15 protein-coding genes are annotated in these 16,883 nt (G+C 72.7%); 6 read left to right on the top strand and 9 right to left on the bottom strand.

The window, feature by feature from the left end; translation table 11 throughout:
• Positions 1-5: 5 nt before the first annotated feature.
• The 7 genes from ACQPZF_RS05160 to ACQPZF_RS05130 form a co-directional block, all read right to left on the bottom strand.
• The gene (locus ACQPZF_RS05160) at positions 6-527 is read right to left on the bottom strand and encodes a fascin domain-containing protein (protein WP_433268801.1); all 522 of its coding nucleotides are present in this window, start codon (positions 525-527) and stop codon (positions 6-8) included.
• A 136-nt stretch (positions 528-663) separates the two neighbouring features.
• Positions 664-1,758, bottom strand: a complete 1,095-nt coding sequence (locus tag ACQPZF_RS05155; RefSeq protein ID WP_433268799.1) for a bifunctional RNase H/acid phosphatase — start codon at positions 1,756-1,758, stop codon at positions 664-666.
• Between the two features lie 10 nt (positions 1,759-1,768).
• Positions 1,769-2,506 (bottom strand): zinc ribbon domain-containing protein, encoded by a 738-nt coding sequence (locus ACQPZF_RS05150; protein WP_433268797.1) that lies wholly within the window; start codon positions 2,504-2,506, stop codon positions 1,769-1,771.
• A gap of 1 nt (position 2,507) precedes the next feature.
• A complete protein-coding gene (locus tag ACQPZF_RS05145) occupies positions 2,508-3,650 on the bottom strand; it encodes a Nif3-like dinuclear metal center hexameric protein (protein ID WP_433268795.1) in 1,143 nt (380 codons plus the stop codon).
• On the bottom strand, positions 3,647-4,690 hold the full coding sequence (gene cobC / locus ACQPZF_RS05140) for an Rv2231c family pyridoxal phosphate-dependent protein CobC (RefSeq protein WP_433268793.1): 1,044 nt from the start codon (positions 4,688-4,690) through the stop codon (positions 3,647-3,649). Before cobC ends, ACQPZF_RS05145 begins: the two co-directional genes overlap by 4 nt.
• A gap of 153 nt (positions 4,691-4,843) precedes the next feature.
• The gene (locus ACQPZF_RS05135; RefSeq protein WP_433268791.1) at positions 4,844-5,827 is read right to left on the bottom strand and encodes a polyprenyl synthetase family protein; all 984 of its coding nucleotides are present in this window, start codon (positions 5,825-5,827) and stop codon (positions 4,844-4,846) included.
• A 232-nt stretch (positions 5,828-6,059) separates the two neighbouring features.
• Positions 6,060-6,590 (bottom strand): hypothetical protein, encoded by a 531-nt coding sequence (locus ACQPZF_RS05130; RefSeq protein ID WP_433268789.1) that lies wholly within the window; start codon positions 6,588-6,590, stop codon positions 6,060-6,062.
• Between the two features lie 44 nt (positions 6,591-6,634).
• Between ACQPZF_RS05130 and ACQPZF_RS05125 the strand changes: the two genes are divergently transcribed.
• The 3 genes from ACQPZF_RS05125 (at position 6,635) to ACQPZF_RS05115 (ending at position 8,523) form a co-directional block, all read left to right on the top strand.
• Positions 6,635-7,087, top strand: a complete 453-nt coding sequence (locus ACQPZF_RS05125) for a low molecular weight protein-tyrosine-phosphatase (protein WP_433274438.1) — start codon at positions 6,635-6,637, stop codon at positions 7,085-7,087.
• Between the two features lie 61 nt (positions 7,088-7,148).
• Positions 7,149-7,712, top strand: coding sequence for a DUF1349 domain-containing protein (locus ACQPZF_RS05120; RefSeq protein WP_433268787.1), 564 nt, complete (start codon positions 7,149-7,151; stop codon positions 7,710-7,712).
• A 16-nt stretch (positions 7,713-7,728) separates the two neighbouring features.
• Positions 7,729-8,523, top strand: coding sequence for an SURF1 family cytochrome oxidase biogenesis protein (locus ACQPZF_RS05115; RefSeq protein ID WP_433268785.1), 795 nt, complete (start codon positions 7,729-7,731; stop codon positions 8,521-8,523).
• Here ACQPZF_RS05115 and ACQPZF_RS05110 read toward each other — a convergent pair.
• Positions 8,462-9,424 (bottom strand): cobalamin biosynthesis protein, encoded by a 963-nt coding sequence (locus ACQPZF_RS05110; RefSeq protein ID WP_433268783.1) that lies wholly within the window; start codon positions 9,422-9,424, stop codon positions 8,462-8,464. The two genes, ACQPZF_RS05115 and ACQPZF_RS05110, sit on opposite strands and share 62 nt — an antisense overlap.
• Before the next feature lie 50 nt (positions 9,425-9,474).
• Here ACQPZF_RS05110 and ACQPZF_RS05105 point away from each other — a divergent pair, with 50 nt between their 5' ends.
• Genes ACQPZF_RS05105 through ACQPZF_RS05095 form a run of 3 tightly spaced genes read left to right on the top strand, consistent with a single transcriptional unit; the run spans position 9,475 to position 16,321 of the window.
• Complete coding sequence (locus ACQPZF_RS05105) at positions 9,475-10,953, top strand: DUF2397 domain-containing protein (RefSeq protein ID WP_433268781.1); 1,479 nt, start codon at positions 9,475-9,477, stop codon at positions 10,951-10,953.
• On the top strand, positions 10,953-12,110 hold the full coding sequence (locus ACQPZF_RS05100) for a TIGR02678 family protein (protein WP_433268779.1): 1,158 nt from the start codon (positions 10,953-10,955) through the stop codon (positions 12,108-12,110). The genes ACQPZF_RS05105 and ACQPZF_RS05100 overlap by 1 nt, the downstream gene beginning before the upstream one ends.
• Entirely contained in the window at positions 12,107-16,321 is a 4,215-nt protein-coding gene (locus ACQPZF_RS05095) for an SbcC/MukB-like Walker B domain-containing protein (protein ID WP_433268777.1), read from the top strand. The genes ACQPZF_RS05100 and ACQPZF_RS05095 overlap by 4 nt, the downstream gene beginning before the upstream one ends.
• Before the next feature lie 43 nt (positions 16,322-16,364).
• On the opposite strand, the gene ACQPZF_RS05090 is transcribed toward ACQPZF_RS05095, so the two are convergent.
• Complete coding sequence (locus ACQPZF_RS05090; RefSeq protein ID WP_433268775.1) at positions 16,365-16,838, bottom strand: MarR family winged helix-turn-helix transcriptional regulator; 474 nt, start codon at positions 16,836-16,838, stop codon at positions 16,365-16,367.
• Positions 16,839-16,883: the final 45 nt, after the last annotated feature.

Genomic DNA, 16,883 nt, shown 5'->3' with positions numbered 1-16,883 from the left:
CCGCGTCAGATGATGAACTTCTCCCACGGGCCCAGCTCGGTGGCACGCGCGCGGAGCATCGCGTGGTCACCCCCCTGGTACCCCATCTCGACCGAGACGTACCGGTCGTTGGCCTGGGAGCGCAGCGCGTGACGCTTCTCGGCGGAGTTGTAGAGCAGGTCGTACTTCTCCCACGGGCCGATCGCCTTGGCGCGGGCGCGGAGCATGCCGTAGTCGCCGCCCCCGTAGCCCAGTTCCGCCGAGACGTACAAGTCGTTGTGGTTCGAACGGATGGCCCACGCCTTGGCGCCGTCGCTGTAGTAGAGCGAGAACTGCTCCCACGGCCCCACCTTGTCGGCACGCGCGCGGAGCATCGCGTGGTCACCGCCCTGGTACCCCATCTCGGCCGACACGTAGCGCTTGCTCGCGGCCGAGTAGAAGTTGGTCGCCAGCGCCGAGACCTCGCCACCGGTCACGACCTCCCAGCTTGCGCGGGTCTCGGCCGACGCCGAGGGCTGGACGACGGCGAACGTGGCCACGAACGCCATCAGGGCAGCGGAAAGTCGGAGAAGTAATCGCATGATTCCCCCTGAAAAGGACTACTGGTCGTAGGGCGGAACAGCACCGTACGACCAGTAGAGGGGGCAAACAAGCGGGCATTGAAAGGCCCGACCGTTGAAGGACTCAGTCAAGGTGTGAAATGTCGTTCACCAGCCGGACCGACGCGTGGCCGTCCGGGTAGAACTCGACCACCGACAACGACGCCAGGTCCAGGTGCAGCCGGAACAGCAGCGACGGCCCCACGTCGAGACCCATCCGCACCAGCGACTTGATCGGCGTGACGTGGCTGACCACCACGACCGTCCCGCCGCCGTGCCGGGCGAGCACCTCGTCCCGCGCCTTCCGCACCCGGCGGTGCACCTGGTCGAAGCTCTCGCCGCCGGGCGTGGGCACGGACGGGTCGCCCAGCCACCGCCGGTGCAGCTCCGGGTCGCGTTCGGCGGCCTCGGCGAACGTCAGCCCCTCCCACGCGCCGAAGTCCGTCTCGATCAGCCCGTCGTGCGCGGTCGCCTCGACCCCGGCCGACCGCGCCACCGCCCGCGCCGTCTGCCAGGCCCGGTCCAGCGGCGACGACACCACGGCCGTCACGCCGCCGATCTTCGCCAACCGCTCCGCCGCCGCCTCGGCCTGCCGCCGGCCCACCTCGGTCAGCGGCGGGTTGCCGCGGCCCGAGTACCGCCGCTCGACGGACAGCTCCGTCTGCCCGTGCCGCAGCAGGTACAGCCGGGTCGGCTCGCCCACGGCGCCGGACCACGACGAGGGCGTCATGTGCTCGGCCGAGGAGGTCCCCGGCTTGTCGACCGTCCGCACGATCCCGGCCTGCTCGTCCATCGCCGCATTGGCCAGCCGGTCCGCGTCCTTGTTGCGCTCGCGCGGGATCCACTCGTAGGCCACGCGGTCGAAGGCGCCCGCGACCTCGCGCGCCTCCCTGGCCAGCGGCTGCATGGACGGGTGCTTGACCTGCCAGCGCCCGGACATCTGCTCGACCACGAGCTTCGAGTCCATCCGGACGTCCACCACCGAGGCGCCCAGCTCGGCCGCCGCCCGCAGCCCGGCGATCAGCCCCTGGTACTCGGCGACGTTGTTGGTGGCCACCCCGAGCCCGGCCGACCGCTCGGCCAGCACCGCCCCGGTGGCCGCGTCCCGCACCACGGCGCCGTAGCCGGCGGGCCCCGGGTTCCCCCGTGAACCGCCGTCCGCCTCGACGACGACCTTCACCGCGACGCCCTCACAGCCCGGACTCCCCGGTGCGGACCATGATCGCGTCGCACTCCTCGCACTGGATGACCTCGTCCGGAGCGGACTCCTTGACCTTGGCGAACGCGTTGCGGTCCAGCTCGATCCGGCACGCGCCGCACCGCCGGGACCGGAGCAGCGCCGCGCCGATGCCCTTGTGCGCGCGCACCCGCTCGTACAGCGCCAGCAACGGCGCGGGGAACTGGGTCTCGACCCGCTTGCGGTCCGCCGTGCGCTTGGCCTCGGTGGACTCCAGGTCGGCCAGCACGCTGTCCCGCCGCCGCGCCGCGTCCGACAACGCCTCCTGGGCCTTGTCCAGCTCGATCCGGGCGTGCTGCACGTCGGCCTCGACCGCCTCGCGGCGCTCCATCAGCTCCAGCAGGTCGTCCTCCAGCGCCGACTGACGCCGCTCCAGCGTGGCCAGCTCGTGCTCCAGGTCGGTGAGCTGCTTGGCGCCCACGGACCCGGACTGCATCAGCACGCGGTCCCGCTCCTTCCGGGCGCGCACCTGGTCGATCTCGGTCTCCTGCCGCTTGACGTCCCGCGAGAGGTCGCCCAGCGTGGTCTCGATCGTGGTGAGGGCGTCCTGCTTGGCCCGCAGCACCTTCTCCGCCTCGGCGATCTCGGCGATCTCCGGCAGCGTGCGGCGGCGGTGGGTGACGCGCGCCAGCTCGGCGTCCACCTGCGCCAAGTCGAGCAGCCTGCGCTGCACGGCGGGGTCGGCTTTCACTTCAGCGGCCTCCAGTTCGGGTCGTCGCGCCGACGGTCCACGGATCGGTCCGGCGAGTCGAGACGAGAACGTCGACCGTACCGTCGAACGCGTCCCGCACGATGTCCGCCGCCTGCCCGCACCAGGGCCACTCGCCGGCCCAGTGCGCCACATCCACCAACGCCGGCCCACCGCGGGCGAGGTGCTCGCCCGCCGGGTGGTGCCGCAGGTCGGAAGTCACGTAGGCGTCCACGCCGGCCCGCGCGGCGGCGGCCAGGTAGCTGTCGCCCGCGCCACCGCACACGGCCACCCGCCGGATCGGCCGCTCGGGGTCGCCGGCGGCCCGCACACCCCACGCCGTCGCGGGCAGGGCGTCGGCGACCCGCTGGGCGAACTCCCGCAACGGCTCGGGCCGCGCCAGCTCGCCGATCCGCCCGATACCCCGGTCGGACGGCAGCCCGGCGATCTCGTTGAGGTTGAACGCGACTTCCTCGTACGGGTGCGCGGCACGCAGCGCGGCCACCACATCGGCACGCCGGGCGCGGTCCAGCACGACCTCGATCCGCGTCTCGGGCAACCGCTCCAGCGAGCCGACGGTCCCGATCGCCGGCTGAGCCCCGTCGACCGGCCGGAACTGCCCGACGCCGTCCACGGTCCAGGCGACATCCCGGTAGTCGCCCACCGTCCCCGCACCGGCCCCGTGCAGCGCGTCCAACACCCGAGTGGCCCGGTCGACCGGCACGTACGTGGTGAGCACGTCCAGCTCACGAGCGGGCGCGGGCGTCAACGGCCCGGTGACCACCAGCCCCAATGCCTCGGCCAACGCGTCCGAGACACCCGGACGAGCCGCGTCGGCGTTCGTATGAGCGGTGTACAACGCGATGTTGTTGCGGATGAGCCGGTGCACCAGCGCGCCCTTGGGGTCGTCGGCCGGCACACCGTTCACACCGCGCAACAACAGCGGGTGGTGCGCCACCAGCAACTGCGCGCCGACCTCGACCGCTTCGTCCACAGTGGACTGATCAGGGTCGACGCAGAACAACACCCGCTTCACCGCTTCACCGCGGTCGCCGCACACCAGCCCGACCGCGTCCCACGACTCCGCCGTGGCCGGCGGATAGGCCGCCTCCAGCACGGCGAGGACCTCGCCGACAGTGCTGCTCACCGCTCCCCCAACACAACCCGCAAAGCGTCCACCAACAACGCGAACTCCTCCGGCGCGCGCACCGCGACGCGCAGGTGGTCGACGGTCAGCCCGGGGAACGTGTCCCCACGCCGCACCGCGATGCCCTTGTCCCGCAACCCGTGCCGCACCCGCTCGCCGTCCGGCACGCGCAGCAGGATGAACGGGGCCTCCGGCGGCACGACCACCAGCTCCCCGAGTTCCCGCACGGCCGACCGGGTGTGCTCCCGGCACCGCGCGGCCAAGGCCTCGGCCTCGGCGACCGCGGCCGGCTCGCAACAGGCGGTGACGGCCTCCAGCACGAGGCTGCTGACCGGCCACTGTGGACGGTGCAGCGACAGCGCGGCGAGCAGCTCGGGCGCGCCCAGCGCGTACCCGGCGCGCAGCCCCGCCAGCCCCCAGGTCTTGGTCAGGCTGCGCAGGACCAGCAGACCGGGGACGTCGGTCCGGCCCGCCAACGACTCCGGCTCGCCGGGGATCGTGTCGGCGAACGCCTCGTCGACGACCAGCACGCGCCCAGGCCGGCTCACCGAGGCGACCAGCTCCGCCGGGTGCAGGACCGACGTCGGGTTGGTCGGGTTGCCCAACACCACGAGGTCGGCCTCGTCCGGCACCGACGAGGGCCGGAGCCGGTACCCGTCCTCGGCGGACAGCGGAACCCGCACGACCGGCACACCGGCGTCCCGCAAAGCGACCTCGGGCTCCGTGAACGACGGGTGGATCACCGCCGCCAGCGAAGGCCGCAGCGAGGGCAGCAACGCGAACCCCTCCGCCGCCCCGGCGAGGACCAGCACCTCGTCCGCCCGCCGCCCGTGCCGCGCCGCGACCGCCTCACGAGCCCGGAGGTCGGCGGCCCGAGCCGGGTAGCCGCCGAGCCCGTCCAGCACACCGACGAGCCGGTCCCGCAGCCACGCGGGCGGCGCGGGCATCCGGACGTTCACGGCGAAGTCGGCCAAGCCGGGAGCGGCATCGACGTCCCCGTGGTGACGCAACAGCGCCCGGCCCGAATCATGGCTGGTCATCGCGGGAAGTCTAGGCGACCGGCGACCCGCCCCGGCACCAGCGGTGCGCGGGCACACCACCGGCAGCCCACCGCCCACCGAGCACCCGCGGTGGATCCACCGCCCGGCGACCACCCGCCGGAAGCCTCCGCCCGACGAGCACCCGCCGGAAGGTCACCCGATCTGAGACTCGGCCCACGCCAGATAAGCCGGCGGCAGCTCCCGCAGGATGCCCAGCGCCTCGGACTCCGGCACGTCGGGCAGCGCCCGCACGGTCTGCGCCGCCAGCCCACCGCAGTAGGCCAGCGTGTCGGCCACCAGCCGACCGCCTCTCAGCTCCCGCAGCAGCCCTTCCACCTCCGCGTCGCCCATCCCGCGCCCCCGCACCGCCAGCAGCTCCCGCTGCTCCTCGGTCAGCGCACGCAGCAGCGGAAAGGTGTACACCCCCTGTCGAAGATCGTTCCCGGCCGGCTTCCCCAGCCGCTCCGTGGTGGACGCCAGGTCCAACAGGTCGTCCAGGATCTGGAACAGCAACCCGAAGTGCGCCCCGTACTCCGACAGCCGGGTGGTCGCCTCCTCGGAGGCCGACGCGCAATGGGCCGCCAGCACGCACCCGACCCGGAACAACGCCCCGGTCTTCAACGCGATCGACCGCAACGCGCTGTCCGGCGACCGGTGCGCGTCGTAGAGGTCGAGCACCTCCAGCACCTGGCCCTCCACCAGGTCCGTCACCGCGGCCGCGAGCTTCCCCGCCGCGTACGGCGAGATCGAGTCCAGCGCGGCCTGACTGGCCCGAGCCAGCATGAAGTCGCCGACCAGCACCGCGGGCCCGGGGCCCCAGTCGGCGTTCACCGTCCGCACCCCGCGCCGCTCCACGGCGTTGTCCATCAGGTCGTCGTGCACCAGCGACCCGGCGTGCAGCAGCTCCACGCAGGCCGCCGCCGTCACGGCCCGGTCGGTGATCTCGCCCGCCAGCGCCAGCGACCCGGCCAGCATCACCACGGACCGCAGGCGCTTGCCGCCCGCGGCGGTGATGCGCCCGGAGAACGTGTTGACGATCGGCAGCGTGGAGGACGTCGCCAGCTTCCGGATCTCGTCTTCGACCCTGGGCAGGGCGTCGGCCAGCGCGGGGATGGTGGGCATGGTCGTGGTCGGCACACCACAGATCCTCGCGCGCCACGCCTGAGAGGCCGCTGAGATCAGAGCACGGACGCCGCGATTGCGATCAACACCACTGCGACGCAGAGGATCCAATGCCACCGCATCGGTGGTCGGGCGTCACCCGCCGCGAAGTCCCGCAGTAGGGGGTCGCTCATGTTTCTCTCCCCGAGTTTTCACTACGACAATATCGTCGCAGAGAAAGCGGGGATCGTTACTAAACACCGGGACATTACTCGTGCGTACGCTTGCGCAAGTTCGCCTCCACCTCGGCCAACAGCTTCGCGCGCTCGCGTTTCGCCTGCTCACGACGTTCTCGGTGGTGTACGAGGTGCACCACGTCGGCAGGCCGCAGACCCGCCGATTCGCGGTAGAAACCCTCTTCGAACCACCACCAGGAACGCAGTCCCACCCGCGCGATACGCACAGCCTGTCCCCGCCTGCGCACATCGAGTGACGGATAGTCCGCGATACGCACCGGCGGACACCCGGTGGCGACGAAGAAATGGCGTTTCCGGAACAGAAACCCCCGGTCCGTGAAGAACCCGGCGTTCGGGTCGACGTGCAGTTCACCACTCGGCACGGACGGCCGGGGCCGGGCGAACGCGGGCGTCTCCGGCCACGAGCGCTGCCACAGCGAGATGGCCGCGAACGCCGCGAACCCCACGACGAGCAGCAACAGCACGCCGACAACGCCTGACATCGATCCCCCAACGAGCCGGTCGATTCGATGGTCAGGCGTCCCGGACGCGACGTCCGGCACCCTCACCCAGAGCGCGCAACCTGGCAGACTCGCCTGCCGTGACCCTGCACGTCTCCTTCATCTGCACCGGCAACATCTGCCGTTCCCCCGTGGCCGCGATCATATTCCGCGAGCACCTGGACCGGGCGGGCCTGGGTGGTCTTGTCACGGTGTCCAGCGCCGGGACCGGCGGCTGGCACGTCGGCGAGCCGGCGGACCACCGTGCGGCGAAGTCCCTCGCCGACCACGGGTACCGGTCCGACCACACCGCCGCGCAGGTGTCCGAGGAGCACCTGGCCGCGGACCTCCTGGTGGCGCTGGACTCCGGCCACCTGCGGGCGCTGACGCGGAGCGCGGACGCGGACCGGGTCCGGCTCCTGCGCTCCTTCGACCCCGACGCGGACGGCGTGGACGTCCCCGACCCGTACTACGGCGACCGCGCGGGGTTCGACCTGGTGATCACCCAGGTGGAAGCCGCCGTGCCCGGCCTGCTGGCGTGGGTGCGCGAACGGCTGTGACCGCCGCCGGACGCGCGCGGAGAGGCCTTGTCCGCCGCCCGGGCGCTGCCATGATGAAGCGATGGGGATCGAGGCGTTCGACCGCGACGACTGGCAGTGGCTCAACGAACCGGCCTCCTGGTCCGACGAGGGCGGTCTGAGCATCACCACGGACCCGGACACCGACTTCTGGCGCACCACCCACTACGGCTTCGACCGGGACACCGGCCACCTGCTGGGCGTGCCGCTGACCGGCGACTTCACCCTCGTGGCGTCCTTCACCGCCGACTACGCCACCCAGTACGACCAGGCGGGCATCGCGCTCCGCGTCGACCACCGGAACTGGATCAAGGCCGGGGTGGAGCTGGTGGACGACGAGTTCCAGGTGAGCACGGTCGTCACCCGCGACTTCTCGGACTGGTCGGTGGTCCCGGCGGGCCGCGTGTCCCGGGTCACCGTCTCGGCCGCCCGCGAAGGCGACACCGTGACCGTCCGGTACGGCCTGGACGGCGCCGAGCCCACCACCATGCTGCGCCTCGGCTACTTCCCGCCGGACGTCGCGACGCTCGCGGGTGTGATGGCCGCCGCACCCACCGGGCCGGGTTTCGTGGCCAGGTTCGACCGGGTGCGGGTCACCACGGCCTAGGGCTTACCGTGGACGGGTGCGGTTGAGGTTTCTGTTGCGGCCGGGCTGGCTGGCACTGACGCTGGCGGTCTGGGTGTTCGCGGGCGCGTGCTTCACGCTGCTCGCCCCGTGGCAGTTCAGCCGCGACAAGGAGCGCGCGGCGCAGAACGACGCGGTCACGTCGTCGGTCCGCACCGACCCCGTGCCGGTCGCCGAGATCCTGGACGAGTCCAACGCCGAGCACGAGTGGCGCCGGGTCACCATGACCGGCCGCTACCTGCCGGAGGGCCAGGCGGTGGCCCGCCTGCGCACCGTCCAGGGTGAGGCGGCGTCCGAGATCCTGACCCCGTTCGCGCTGGACGGCGGCCCCACGGTGCTGGTCGACCGGGGCTACGTCCGCCCGGTCAACGGCCTGAAGGTCCCCGACCTGAAACCGGTCCCCCGGGACACGGTCACGATCGTCGCCATGGTGCGCGCCGGCGAGTCCGACGACCGCGACGCGATCGAGCGGGACGGCCACCGCGAGGTCTACGCGATCAACCCGGCCGTGGTGGGCCGCGCGGTGGGCATGGACCTCCGCCCCGGCTACTTCCAGCTCACCGAGGGCCAGCCGGGGGTGGAGGAAGCCCTGCCGCTGCCCAAGCTGGACGCCGGCCCGTTCTTCTCCTACGCGCTCCAGTGGATCGCCTTCGGCGTGATGGCCCTCGGCGGCTGGCTGTACTTCACGGTGCGCGAAGCCCGTCCCGGCGGCGCGCTGACCGAGCCGAGGGCTAGGCGGAAGTCCGTCGCCGAGCTGCTCGCCGAGGACGAAGCAGCGCCAGCACCGCGCTGACCGCCGCGGCGGAGGCGCCCACCACCCGCGACAGCTCCACCGCCCTGGTCACGTGGCCGGCGTCGGGGTTGCGCCCGTGCCCCAGCACCGGCCGGTCCTCGGCCCCGTGCGAGTACACCGTGCGACCGCCCAGCCGGATCTCCAGCGCGCCCGCGAACGCGGCCTCCACCTGCCCGGCGTTCGGGCTGGGGTGCGCCGCGGCGTCCCGTCGCCACGCCCGCCAGGCCTCGCCGGACGACCCGCCCACGACCGGCGCGCCCGCCGCCGTCAACAGCGCCGCCAGCCGGGCGGGCACCAGGTTCGCGAGGTCGTCCAGCCGCGCCGCGGCCCAGCCGAACCGGCGGTAGCGCTCGCTGCGGTGCCCGACCATGGCGTCCAGCGTGTTCGCCGCCCGGTACCCGAGCAGGCCGGGCACCCCGGCGACCGCGCCCCAGAACAACGGCGCGACCACCGCGTCGGACGTGTTCTCCGCCACGGACTCGACGGTCGCCTTGGCCAGTCCCATGGTGTCCAGCCGGGCGGGTTCGCGCCCGCACAGGTGGGGCAGCCGGCGACGAGCCGCGGCCAGGTCCCCGCCGTTCAGCTCGCGCCCCATGGCGGTGCCCTCGTCGGCGAGCGACGAGCCGCCCAGCACGACCCACGTCGCGGCGGCGGTGGTCAACGCCTGGAGCACCGGGCTGCGCTTGCCCAGCCGTTCCACGGCGATCCCGGCCAGCACGGCGCCGCCGACCAGCGTCGCGGTGTGCGCCGCGCCCGCCGCCCGGTGGTCCCGGTAGACCTTCCGCTCCACGGCGGCGGCCACCCGCCCGAATCCCGCCACCGGGTGATACTTCCGGGGGTCGCCGAGCACCGCGTCGGCGGCCACGCCCAGCAACAACCCGACCGCGCGTCCCACGCTCACACCGGCACGGTATCCCGCGGCTGTCGGTAGCCCGCATTAGGGTGCGTCCCGTGGAACCGGCCCGCTTGAAGCTCTACGCGTACCTGGACGCGCGCGACCACCAGCGCACGTACCTGGCGATCATGCGGCTGTTCACGTCCACCCTGCTGGCCGACCTGTCGGCGGGCGAGGTGGCGGGCGCGCTGGCCGGTGCGGAGCGCGAGGGCCGCGTCGAACCGGGCGAGTCGCGCATCGAGAACGTGATCAACCGGCTCAGGCAGCTCGTCGAGTGGGGCAACCTCGTGCAGGGCCGGCGCGAGGTGGTGGCGTCCAGCATCGCGGAGTTCCAGCACGGCAGCGTGCGCTACCAGGTGTCCAAGCTGGCCGTGCGGGTGCAGCGCGACGTGGACGAGCTGCTGCGCGTCCCCGAGGGCGCGCGCGAGGTCTCCCGCGAGCTGCTGCCCGCCGTGGAGCGCGGCCTGGACCAGCTTGGCCGGTCCCTCTCCGAGGCGCTGGTCAGCGAGGCCCGCCGGCCGCGCGAGGTGCTGGCCGAACAGGTCACCACGCTGTTCCTCCAGCACGCCGAGCTGGCCGCCACGGTCCGCGACTTCTACGCCTACCTGGGCCAGGTGGTCACCCGGCACCACCTGGCGCCCGAGGAGATCTCCGGCTTCCGCAACCTCCTGGTCGAGTACATCCAGATGGTCGTGGAGGACGTGCTCCGGCACACCCCGGCGATCGCCGACGCGCTGGCCCGCCTGACCGGTGCCCGCGCGGAACTCCTCCGGCTGCTCGGCCGCGCGGACCTGGGCGACCGGGTGGAACGGGCCCGCGGGCGCTCGGCGGAGGACTGGCAGGAACTCACCGACTGGTTCGTGGACCGCCCCGGACGCCCCAGCCAGGTGACGGCGCTCCGGGACGCCACGGCGCGGGCGATCGGCTCGCTCCTGGCGTCGGTGAAGCGCGCCACCTCGGGCGGCGGCCTGCTCCCCGGCCGTCGGGCCGAACTGCTGAAGCTCGCGGCGTGGTTCGACTCCGGCACCAGAGCCGAGGCGCACGAGCTGTACGCGGCGGCCTTCGGCCTGTACTCGGCGCGGCACCTGTCCCCCGCGCCCGAACACGACAGCGACAACGAACGCACGTCGTGGCGCGACGGTCCGGTGCACGACGTGCCGGTCAGCGTGCGCAGCCGGGGCGACCGGGGCGCGCGCGGCCGGACGTCCAAGATCCTGGACGACCCGATGACCGAGCAGTCCCTCCTGGCCGAAGCCCGCGAAGCCGACGAACGCCGCGCCGCCTCCGTCGCCGAACTGGCCGCCGCCGCGCCGCATCTCAGCACCACCAGGCTGTCCGGCGAGGCTTTGGGCGTGCTGTGCGAACTGCTCACGCTGGCGATGGCGCAACGGGACACGGCGGCGGACTCCGGTTCGGCCACCGACCCGGTGCGCGGCCTGCGGGTGACCGTGGCACACGCCGCCGGCCGGTCCACCCGGATCCACTCGCACGCGGGCACGCTGACGCTGCACGACTCGACGCTGGTGCTCGACTGATGTTCGACGACCTCTCCGACATCGACGCCGCCAACGTGGTGCGCTGCGCCCGCACCCTGCTGCGCCGGCCGCTGCTGCGCGCCGACGGCCCGGACGGCGAGCTGCTGACGCTGGTGTACCGGCACCGCTTCGTGCTCCAGGACCTGTTCGCGCGGCAACTCGGCTACCGGCTGGTGGTCGAACGCCGGTTCGCGCGCCTCTACAAGGCAGGCCCCGGCGCGGACGACACGCGTGGCGTGCTGGGCATGTCACCCCGCGGCTACGCGTACGTGGCGCTGACCATGGCGGTGCTGACCGGCATCGGGCGGCAGACCCTGCTGTCCCGGCTGGTGTCCGACATCCGTGCGGCGGCGGTGGAGGCGGGCATCGAGGTCGTGGACGACGTGACCGACCGGCGGGCGTTGACGGCGGCGCTGCGGCACCTGGTGTCGCAGGGTGTGCTGCACGAGACCGAGGGCACGGTCGACATGCAGACCGAGGCCCTGATCACGGTGGACACGGACCTGCTCGGGCAGCTACTGACCGGCCCGGTGGCGGAGGCGTCGTCACGGGAGCGCCTGGTGGAACTGGCCGCCCGGCCCGGACCGCGCGGCGTGGAGCACGCGGTGCGGCGCAAGCTGGTGGAGAACCCCGTGGTGCTGTACGCGAACCTGCCGGCCGAGCAGGCGGAGTGGCTGCGGCGCAACCAACGCAAGGAGTCCGTGCTGCTGGAGACGTTCTTCGGGCTGTACACGGAGTCGCGTGCGGAGGGCGTGCTGGCGGCCGACCCGGAGGACTACCTGACCGACCTGTACTTCCCCGGCACGTCCACGGTGGCGCGGATCGCGCTGCTGGCGTTGCCGGAGCTGGTGTCCGACGAGCCGGTCGCGGGGCGGCACCCGGTCGTGCGCGAGACTTTGGTCTCCGTGTGCGCGCGGCTGGTGGAGGACTACCCGACGGCGTGGTCCAAGCAGTTCACCGACGACCTGGAACGGCTGGCCGACGAGGTGCTGGAACTGTTGCGGCGCATGGGCTTGGCGGTGCGCGCCGACGAGGGGTGGCTGCTCGACGCCGCCGCGCACCGGTGGATACCCGTGCCCGACGGCGACCCGGAACGTGAAGTGGAGCAACCGGTCGTGGTGCCTAGCTGGTCGCTGTTTGATGAGGAGAACGTGTGAACAGGTGGCGGCTGCACCGCGGCGGCATCGTCAACATCTGGCAGTACACCGAGCAGACGTTCGACTTCTCGGGTGGCCGCGCGATCTTCCAGGGCACCAACGGGTCCGGCAAGTCGCGCACGCTGGAACTGCTGCTGCCGCTGTGCCTGGACGGCGACCTGCGCCAGGTGGGTTCGAAGGGCTTCGACACGGTCAGCCTGCGCCGCCTGATGCTGGACGACTACGACGGCGGCCCGAACCGGATCGGGTATGCGTGGGTCGAGCTGGTCCGCGACGGCGAGTACCTGACGTGCGGCCTGGGCGTGAAGGCGTCGAAGACCTCCCAGGCCATCACCGACTCGTGGCGTTTCGTCACCGCCCGACGCGTGGGCCACGACCTCCAACTGGTCGGCGCCGAGCGCACACCCCTCGGCCCGGCGCAGCTACGTGACCTGATCGGCGCGGACTGTGTGCTGGAGGAGGCCGCGTTCAGGGCGAAGATCGCCGAGACCGTGTACGGCGTGCCGGGCGCGCGCTACGGCGACCTGCTGCACCTGCAACGGACCCTGCGCAACCCGGACGTCGGTCTGAAGGTGCTGGAAGGGCAGCTAGAGCAGATCCTGTCCGACGCCCTGCCGCCGCTGGACCAGGCGATGGTGGAGCAGCTCGCGACGTCGTTCGACGACCTGGAGTCGATCCGGGAGAACATCGTCCGGCTGTCGTCGGCGGACGCGGCTCTCGGGACGTTCCTGAAGACGTACTCCGACTACGCGTTCGGCGGTCTGCGGACGTCGGCGGAGCGGCTGGGCGCGGCCGAGGACGCGGTGCGGAAGCTGGAACGCTCGTCGGCGAAGCTGTCCGCGTCGCTGTCGGAGACGTTGGCGGAACGGGCTTCGGCGGAGCACTCGCTGGTGTCGCTGGAGGCGGGCGAGCAGCAGGCCGAGGAGACCATCGGCGCGTTGAAGGAGCTGCCGGCGTTCCGCGACCTCCAGGACTTGCAGACGCGCGAGAAGCTGGTGGAGGAGAAGCGCTCGTCGGCGGTCGCCGCGCTGGACATGGCGAACAAGCAGCGGTTGCAGGAGGACGGCGCGGTCGACGGCGTGCTGCGGCTGCTGCGCCGGCTCGCGGAAGATTTGGGCGCGGCGGAGGAACTGGTCGAGCCGCTGCGCCACCAGCTACGGGCCGCCGGCTTGGACGCGTCGCTGGTCCCCGACGTGCCAAGGGTGTCGGTCGTCGACGCGGAAGCACGCACGGAGTCCGTCCGCGCCAAGCCCGACCCCGAAGCCGAACCGCTGCCCATCGAACGCCGCGTGCCACCGCCGTCGGCCGACCTGGACCTGACGCCGGCGGCGGAGCGCACGTCGGAGATCGCTTCGCTGGCCCGTCAACGCGGGGCGCTGGCGCTGGCGCTGCACCAGCAGGCGGACGAGCTGGAGTCGGCGCAACGCAAGGTGGACACCCTCCGCCAGACCGCACGGGACGCGCAACACGCCGCGACCGAGTCGGCGGCGCTGCGCAACCAGGAGGCGCAGGAACTCGCCGAGGTCGCCCTGCGGTGGCTGGACGACGTCCGCGCCTGGCAGTCCTCGGGCCCGGGGCAGCCCGAGACCGGTCTGGCACTGCCCGCGTCGGTCGATCCGGCCGCCGCCCGTGAACTGACGTCCGCCGCACGGGAGTGGGTCGGTCCGCTGATGGCGTCGGCTCGGGAGGCCGCGCACGGTGTCGCGCAGCGGCGGGGCGAGCTGCACGGGACGATCGACGCGCTGGACGCCGAGCTGGCGGCACTGCGGTCGGGCACGGCCCGAGCGCCGGAGCGGGGTCGGTTCGCGGTGGCCTCGCGGGATCCGGCGGCGGGCTCGCCGTTCTACCGGCTGGTGGACTTCCAGGACGATGTGGACGAGTCGCGACGCGCGGGCCTGGAGGCGGCGCTGGAGGCGTGCGGGCTGCTCGACGCGTGGGTGACCGCGTCGGGTGCGGTGGACTCCGGGGCAGCGGTCGACGCCATGGCCGGCGACCACGTGGACAGCGGCGGTGGCAGCGGTGTCCCCGGCGTCAGCAGCGGCGTCAGCGGTGACCTCGGCGTCAGCAGCGGTGGCAGCGGTGTCCCCGGCGTCAGCAGCGGCGTCAGCGGTGACCTCGGCCTCAGCGGTGTCCCCGGCGTCAGCGGCGCTCGGGGCGCCGGCGGTGCGACGCGTGATGTCGTCGCGGTGCCGTGTGAGCCGGTGGCGGGCATGTCCCTCGCATCCGTGCTGGTCCCTGCCGTCGAGCCGAGTTCCCCGGTGCCGGCCGAGGTCGTGGCGTCCCTGCTGGCGTCCGTCTCCCTGGACGAAGGCGCTTTCGCCGTCTCCCTCGACGGCCGTTGGCAGGCGGGCGTCCTGACCGGCGCGTGGCACAAGGACGCCGCCGAGTTCATCGGCGCGGGTGCCCGCGAAGCCGCCCGTCAGCGCCGCATCGCCGAACTGGAGGACGAACTCGCCGCCCTCCGCACCGAACTCGGCCAGGCCGAGGCCGAACTCGCCGCCGCGCACGCCTTGGTCGAGCAGTGGGAATCCCACCTGGACCGGTTCCCCGCCGACCGCGAACTCGTCGCCAAGCACGGCCGCCTCCAAGCCGCGCAGGAGTCCGCCGACCGCGCCGCACGCCGTGCCGAGGAGTTGCGCGCCGAACTGGAGTCCGCGCAGTCCCGCGGCGCGGCGGCGCAGGCCGAGGTCGTGCGCCAGGCAGGCGACGCCGGACTGCCCGCGACCACCGAAGGTCTCCGCCAAGCCCAGAGCGCCGCCGCCGAGGCCCAGCGCACCGCCGACCGGCTGGGTGACGTGCTGCGCAGGCAGTGCCGGTCGACGGTGGCCGACCTGACCGACGCCGCCCACCGCTACCACGCGGCGGTGGACGACCGGGTGGCCGCCGAGTCCGACGCCGAGGCGCGGTGCGTGGACTACGCGACGCAGGCCGGCACGCTGGCCGAGCTGACCGAGGCGATCGGCGGGGAGGCGAGGGAGATCGCCGACCAGCTCTCCGCGGCGGAGCGTTCCCGGCGGGAGATGCGGGACGAGCTCAAGGGAGTCCGCGAACGCGTCGCGTCGGCTCGTGAGCAGGCCGCGAAGCTCTCGGCCCAGTTGGACACGACCGCCGAACAGCTAATGTCCGCGCAAGACGCGCGGGTGCGGGCGGTCGAGCACTTCAAGGCCACCGTCCAGGCGCCCGGCGTGCTGGTCGCTGCGCTGCCGGACGTGCCGGAGGACGTCGAGTCGGTGCGCGCCGCACTGGCGATGTCCGACCGGCGGGGCGCGGGCGAGGCGACGGTGATCACCAAGCTCCAGGCTCTCCAGACGTCCTTGGCGGGCAGCCACGACATCGCCGCCGAGCAGCACGAGGGCCTGCTGACGGTGACCGTGACCGGTGAGGAGGGCGCGCGTCCGGTGGCGGTCGCGGCCCGTCAGGTGACGGAGAAACTGGCCGAGCAGCGGGGATTCCTGGACGAGCGGTACCAGAACATCTTCGCGGACTACCTGATCCGGGACCTCGCCGAGTGGCTGCGCGGGCAGATCGCCGTGGCCGAGGACCTGTGCAAGCGGATGAACGAGGTGCTCGGCCGGGCCCGCTCCAGCCAGGGCGTGCACGTGAAGCTGGCGTGGAAGCCGTCGGCGTCGCTGGAGGAGGAAACACGCGACGCGCTGGCACTGGTGCGCCTGCCGTACGCCGACCGGAACCCCGAGCAGGACGCCGTCCTGCGCCGCGTGTTCACCGAACGCATCGAGGCCGAACGCGACTCGCACTCCGGCAGCTACGCGGAAATCTTGTCGCGTGCCCTGGACTACCGCACCTGGCACCAGTTCACCGTGACCGTCGCCGACACCGGTCCCGACGGCAACCCACGGGAGCGGCGGCTGCGGCAACTGTCGTCCGGTGAGACGCGGCTGATCTCGTACGTGACCCTGTTCGCGGCGGCGGCGTCGTTCTACGACGCGGTGAGCGGCGACTTCTCGCCACTGCGGCTGGTGCTGCTGGACGAGGCGTTCGAGCGGCTGGACGACCCGACGATCGCGAGGATGCTGGGCCTGCTGGTGGACCTCGACATGGACTGGGTCATCACGTGGCCGAGCGGTTGGGGCGTGTCCGACAAGATCCCGCGGATGCACATCTACGACGTGCTGCGTCCCAAGAACGGCCGTGGCGTCGCGTGCACCCAGACGACCTGGGACGGCGCAGCCTTGGACCGCATCGATCCTTGACGCCCAGCTCAGTGCGGCGCTGCGACTCGAGGCCCAACCCGGCTCAGTTCGGCGCGAACCGCTGCGCGTCCCACTTCCCGTGTGCCTCCAACAGTTTCCGCCCGATCCGCTTGAGGTCGGCGAGGTCCCGGTCGGTTAACGTCCCCGCGAACTCCTCCGCGACCGCCGCCCGATACGTCGGTCCGGTCGTCGCCGTGACCACCCGCCGCCCTTCCTCGGTGAGCGCCGCGTACACCACCCGCCGGTTCTCCGGCGGCTGCGACCGCTCCACCCAGCCACGCCGCACGAGCCGCTCGACCAGCCGCGTCACCCCGCTCGGGCTGACCGCGAGCAACTCGGACAACTCGGACATCGGCAGCCGCCCGTTCATCCCGATCCGGTACATCGCCTCGTGTTCCAGCAGCGAACAGCCGGCCACCGCCTCCACCCGCTCGCTCATCGCGACGCGCACCGCGTCCACACCCTGCTGCACGTAGAGCCACGCCAGCAGCGCGTCGCTCGGCTCATACCGTTCCACAACGGCATCCTACCCAACTCACTTGACTCCAGAACATTTTCACTG

Source organism: Actinosynnema sp. CS-041913 (assembly GCF_050942485.1).
Classification (GTDB): Bacteria; Actinomycetota; Actinomycetes; order Mycobacteriales; family Pseudonocardiaceae; genus Actinosynnema.
Note: the sequence above shows the minus strand (reverse complement) of the source record. Positions and strands in the feature narration are given on the sequence as shown.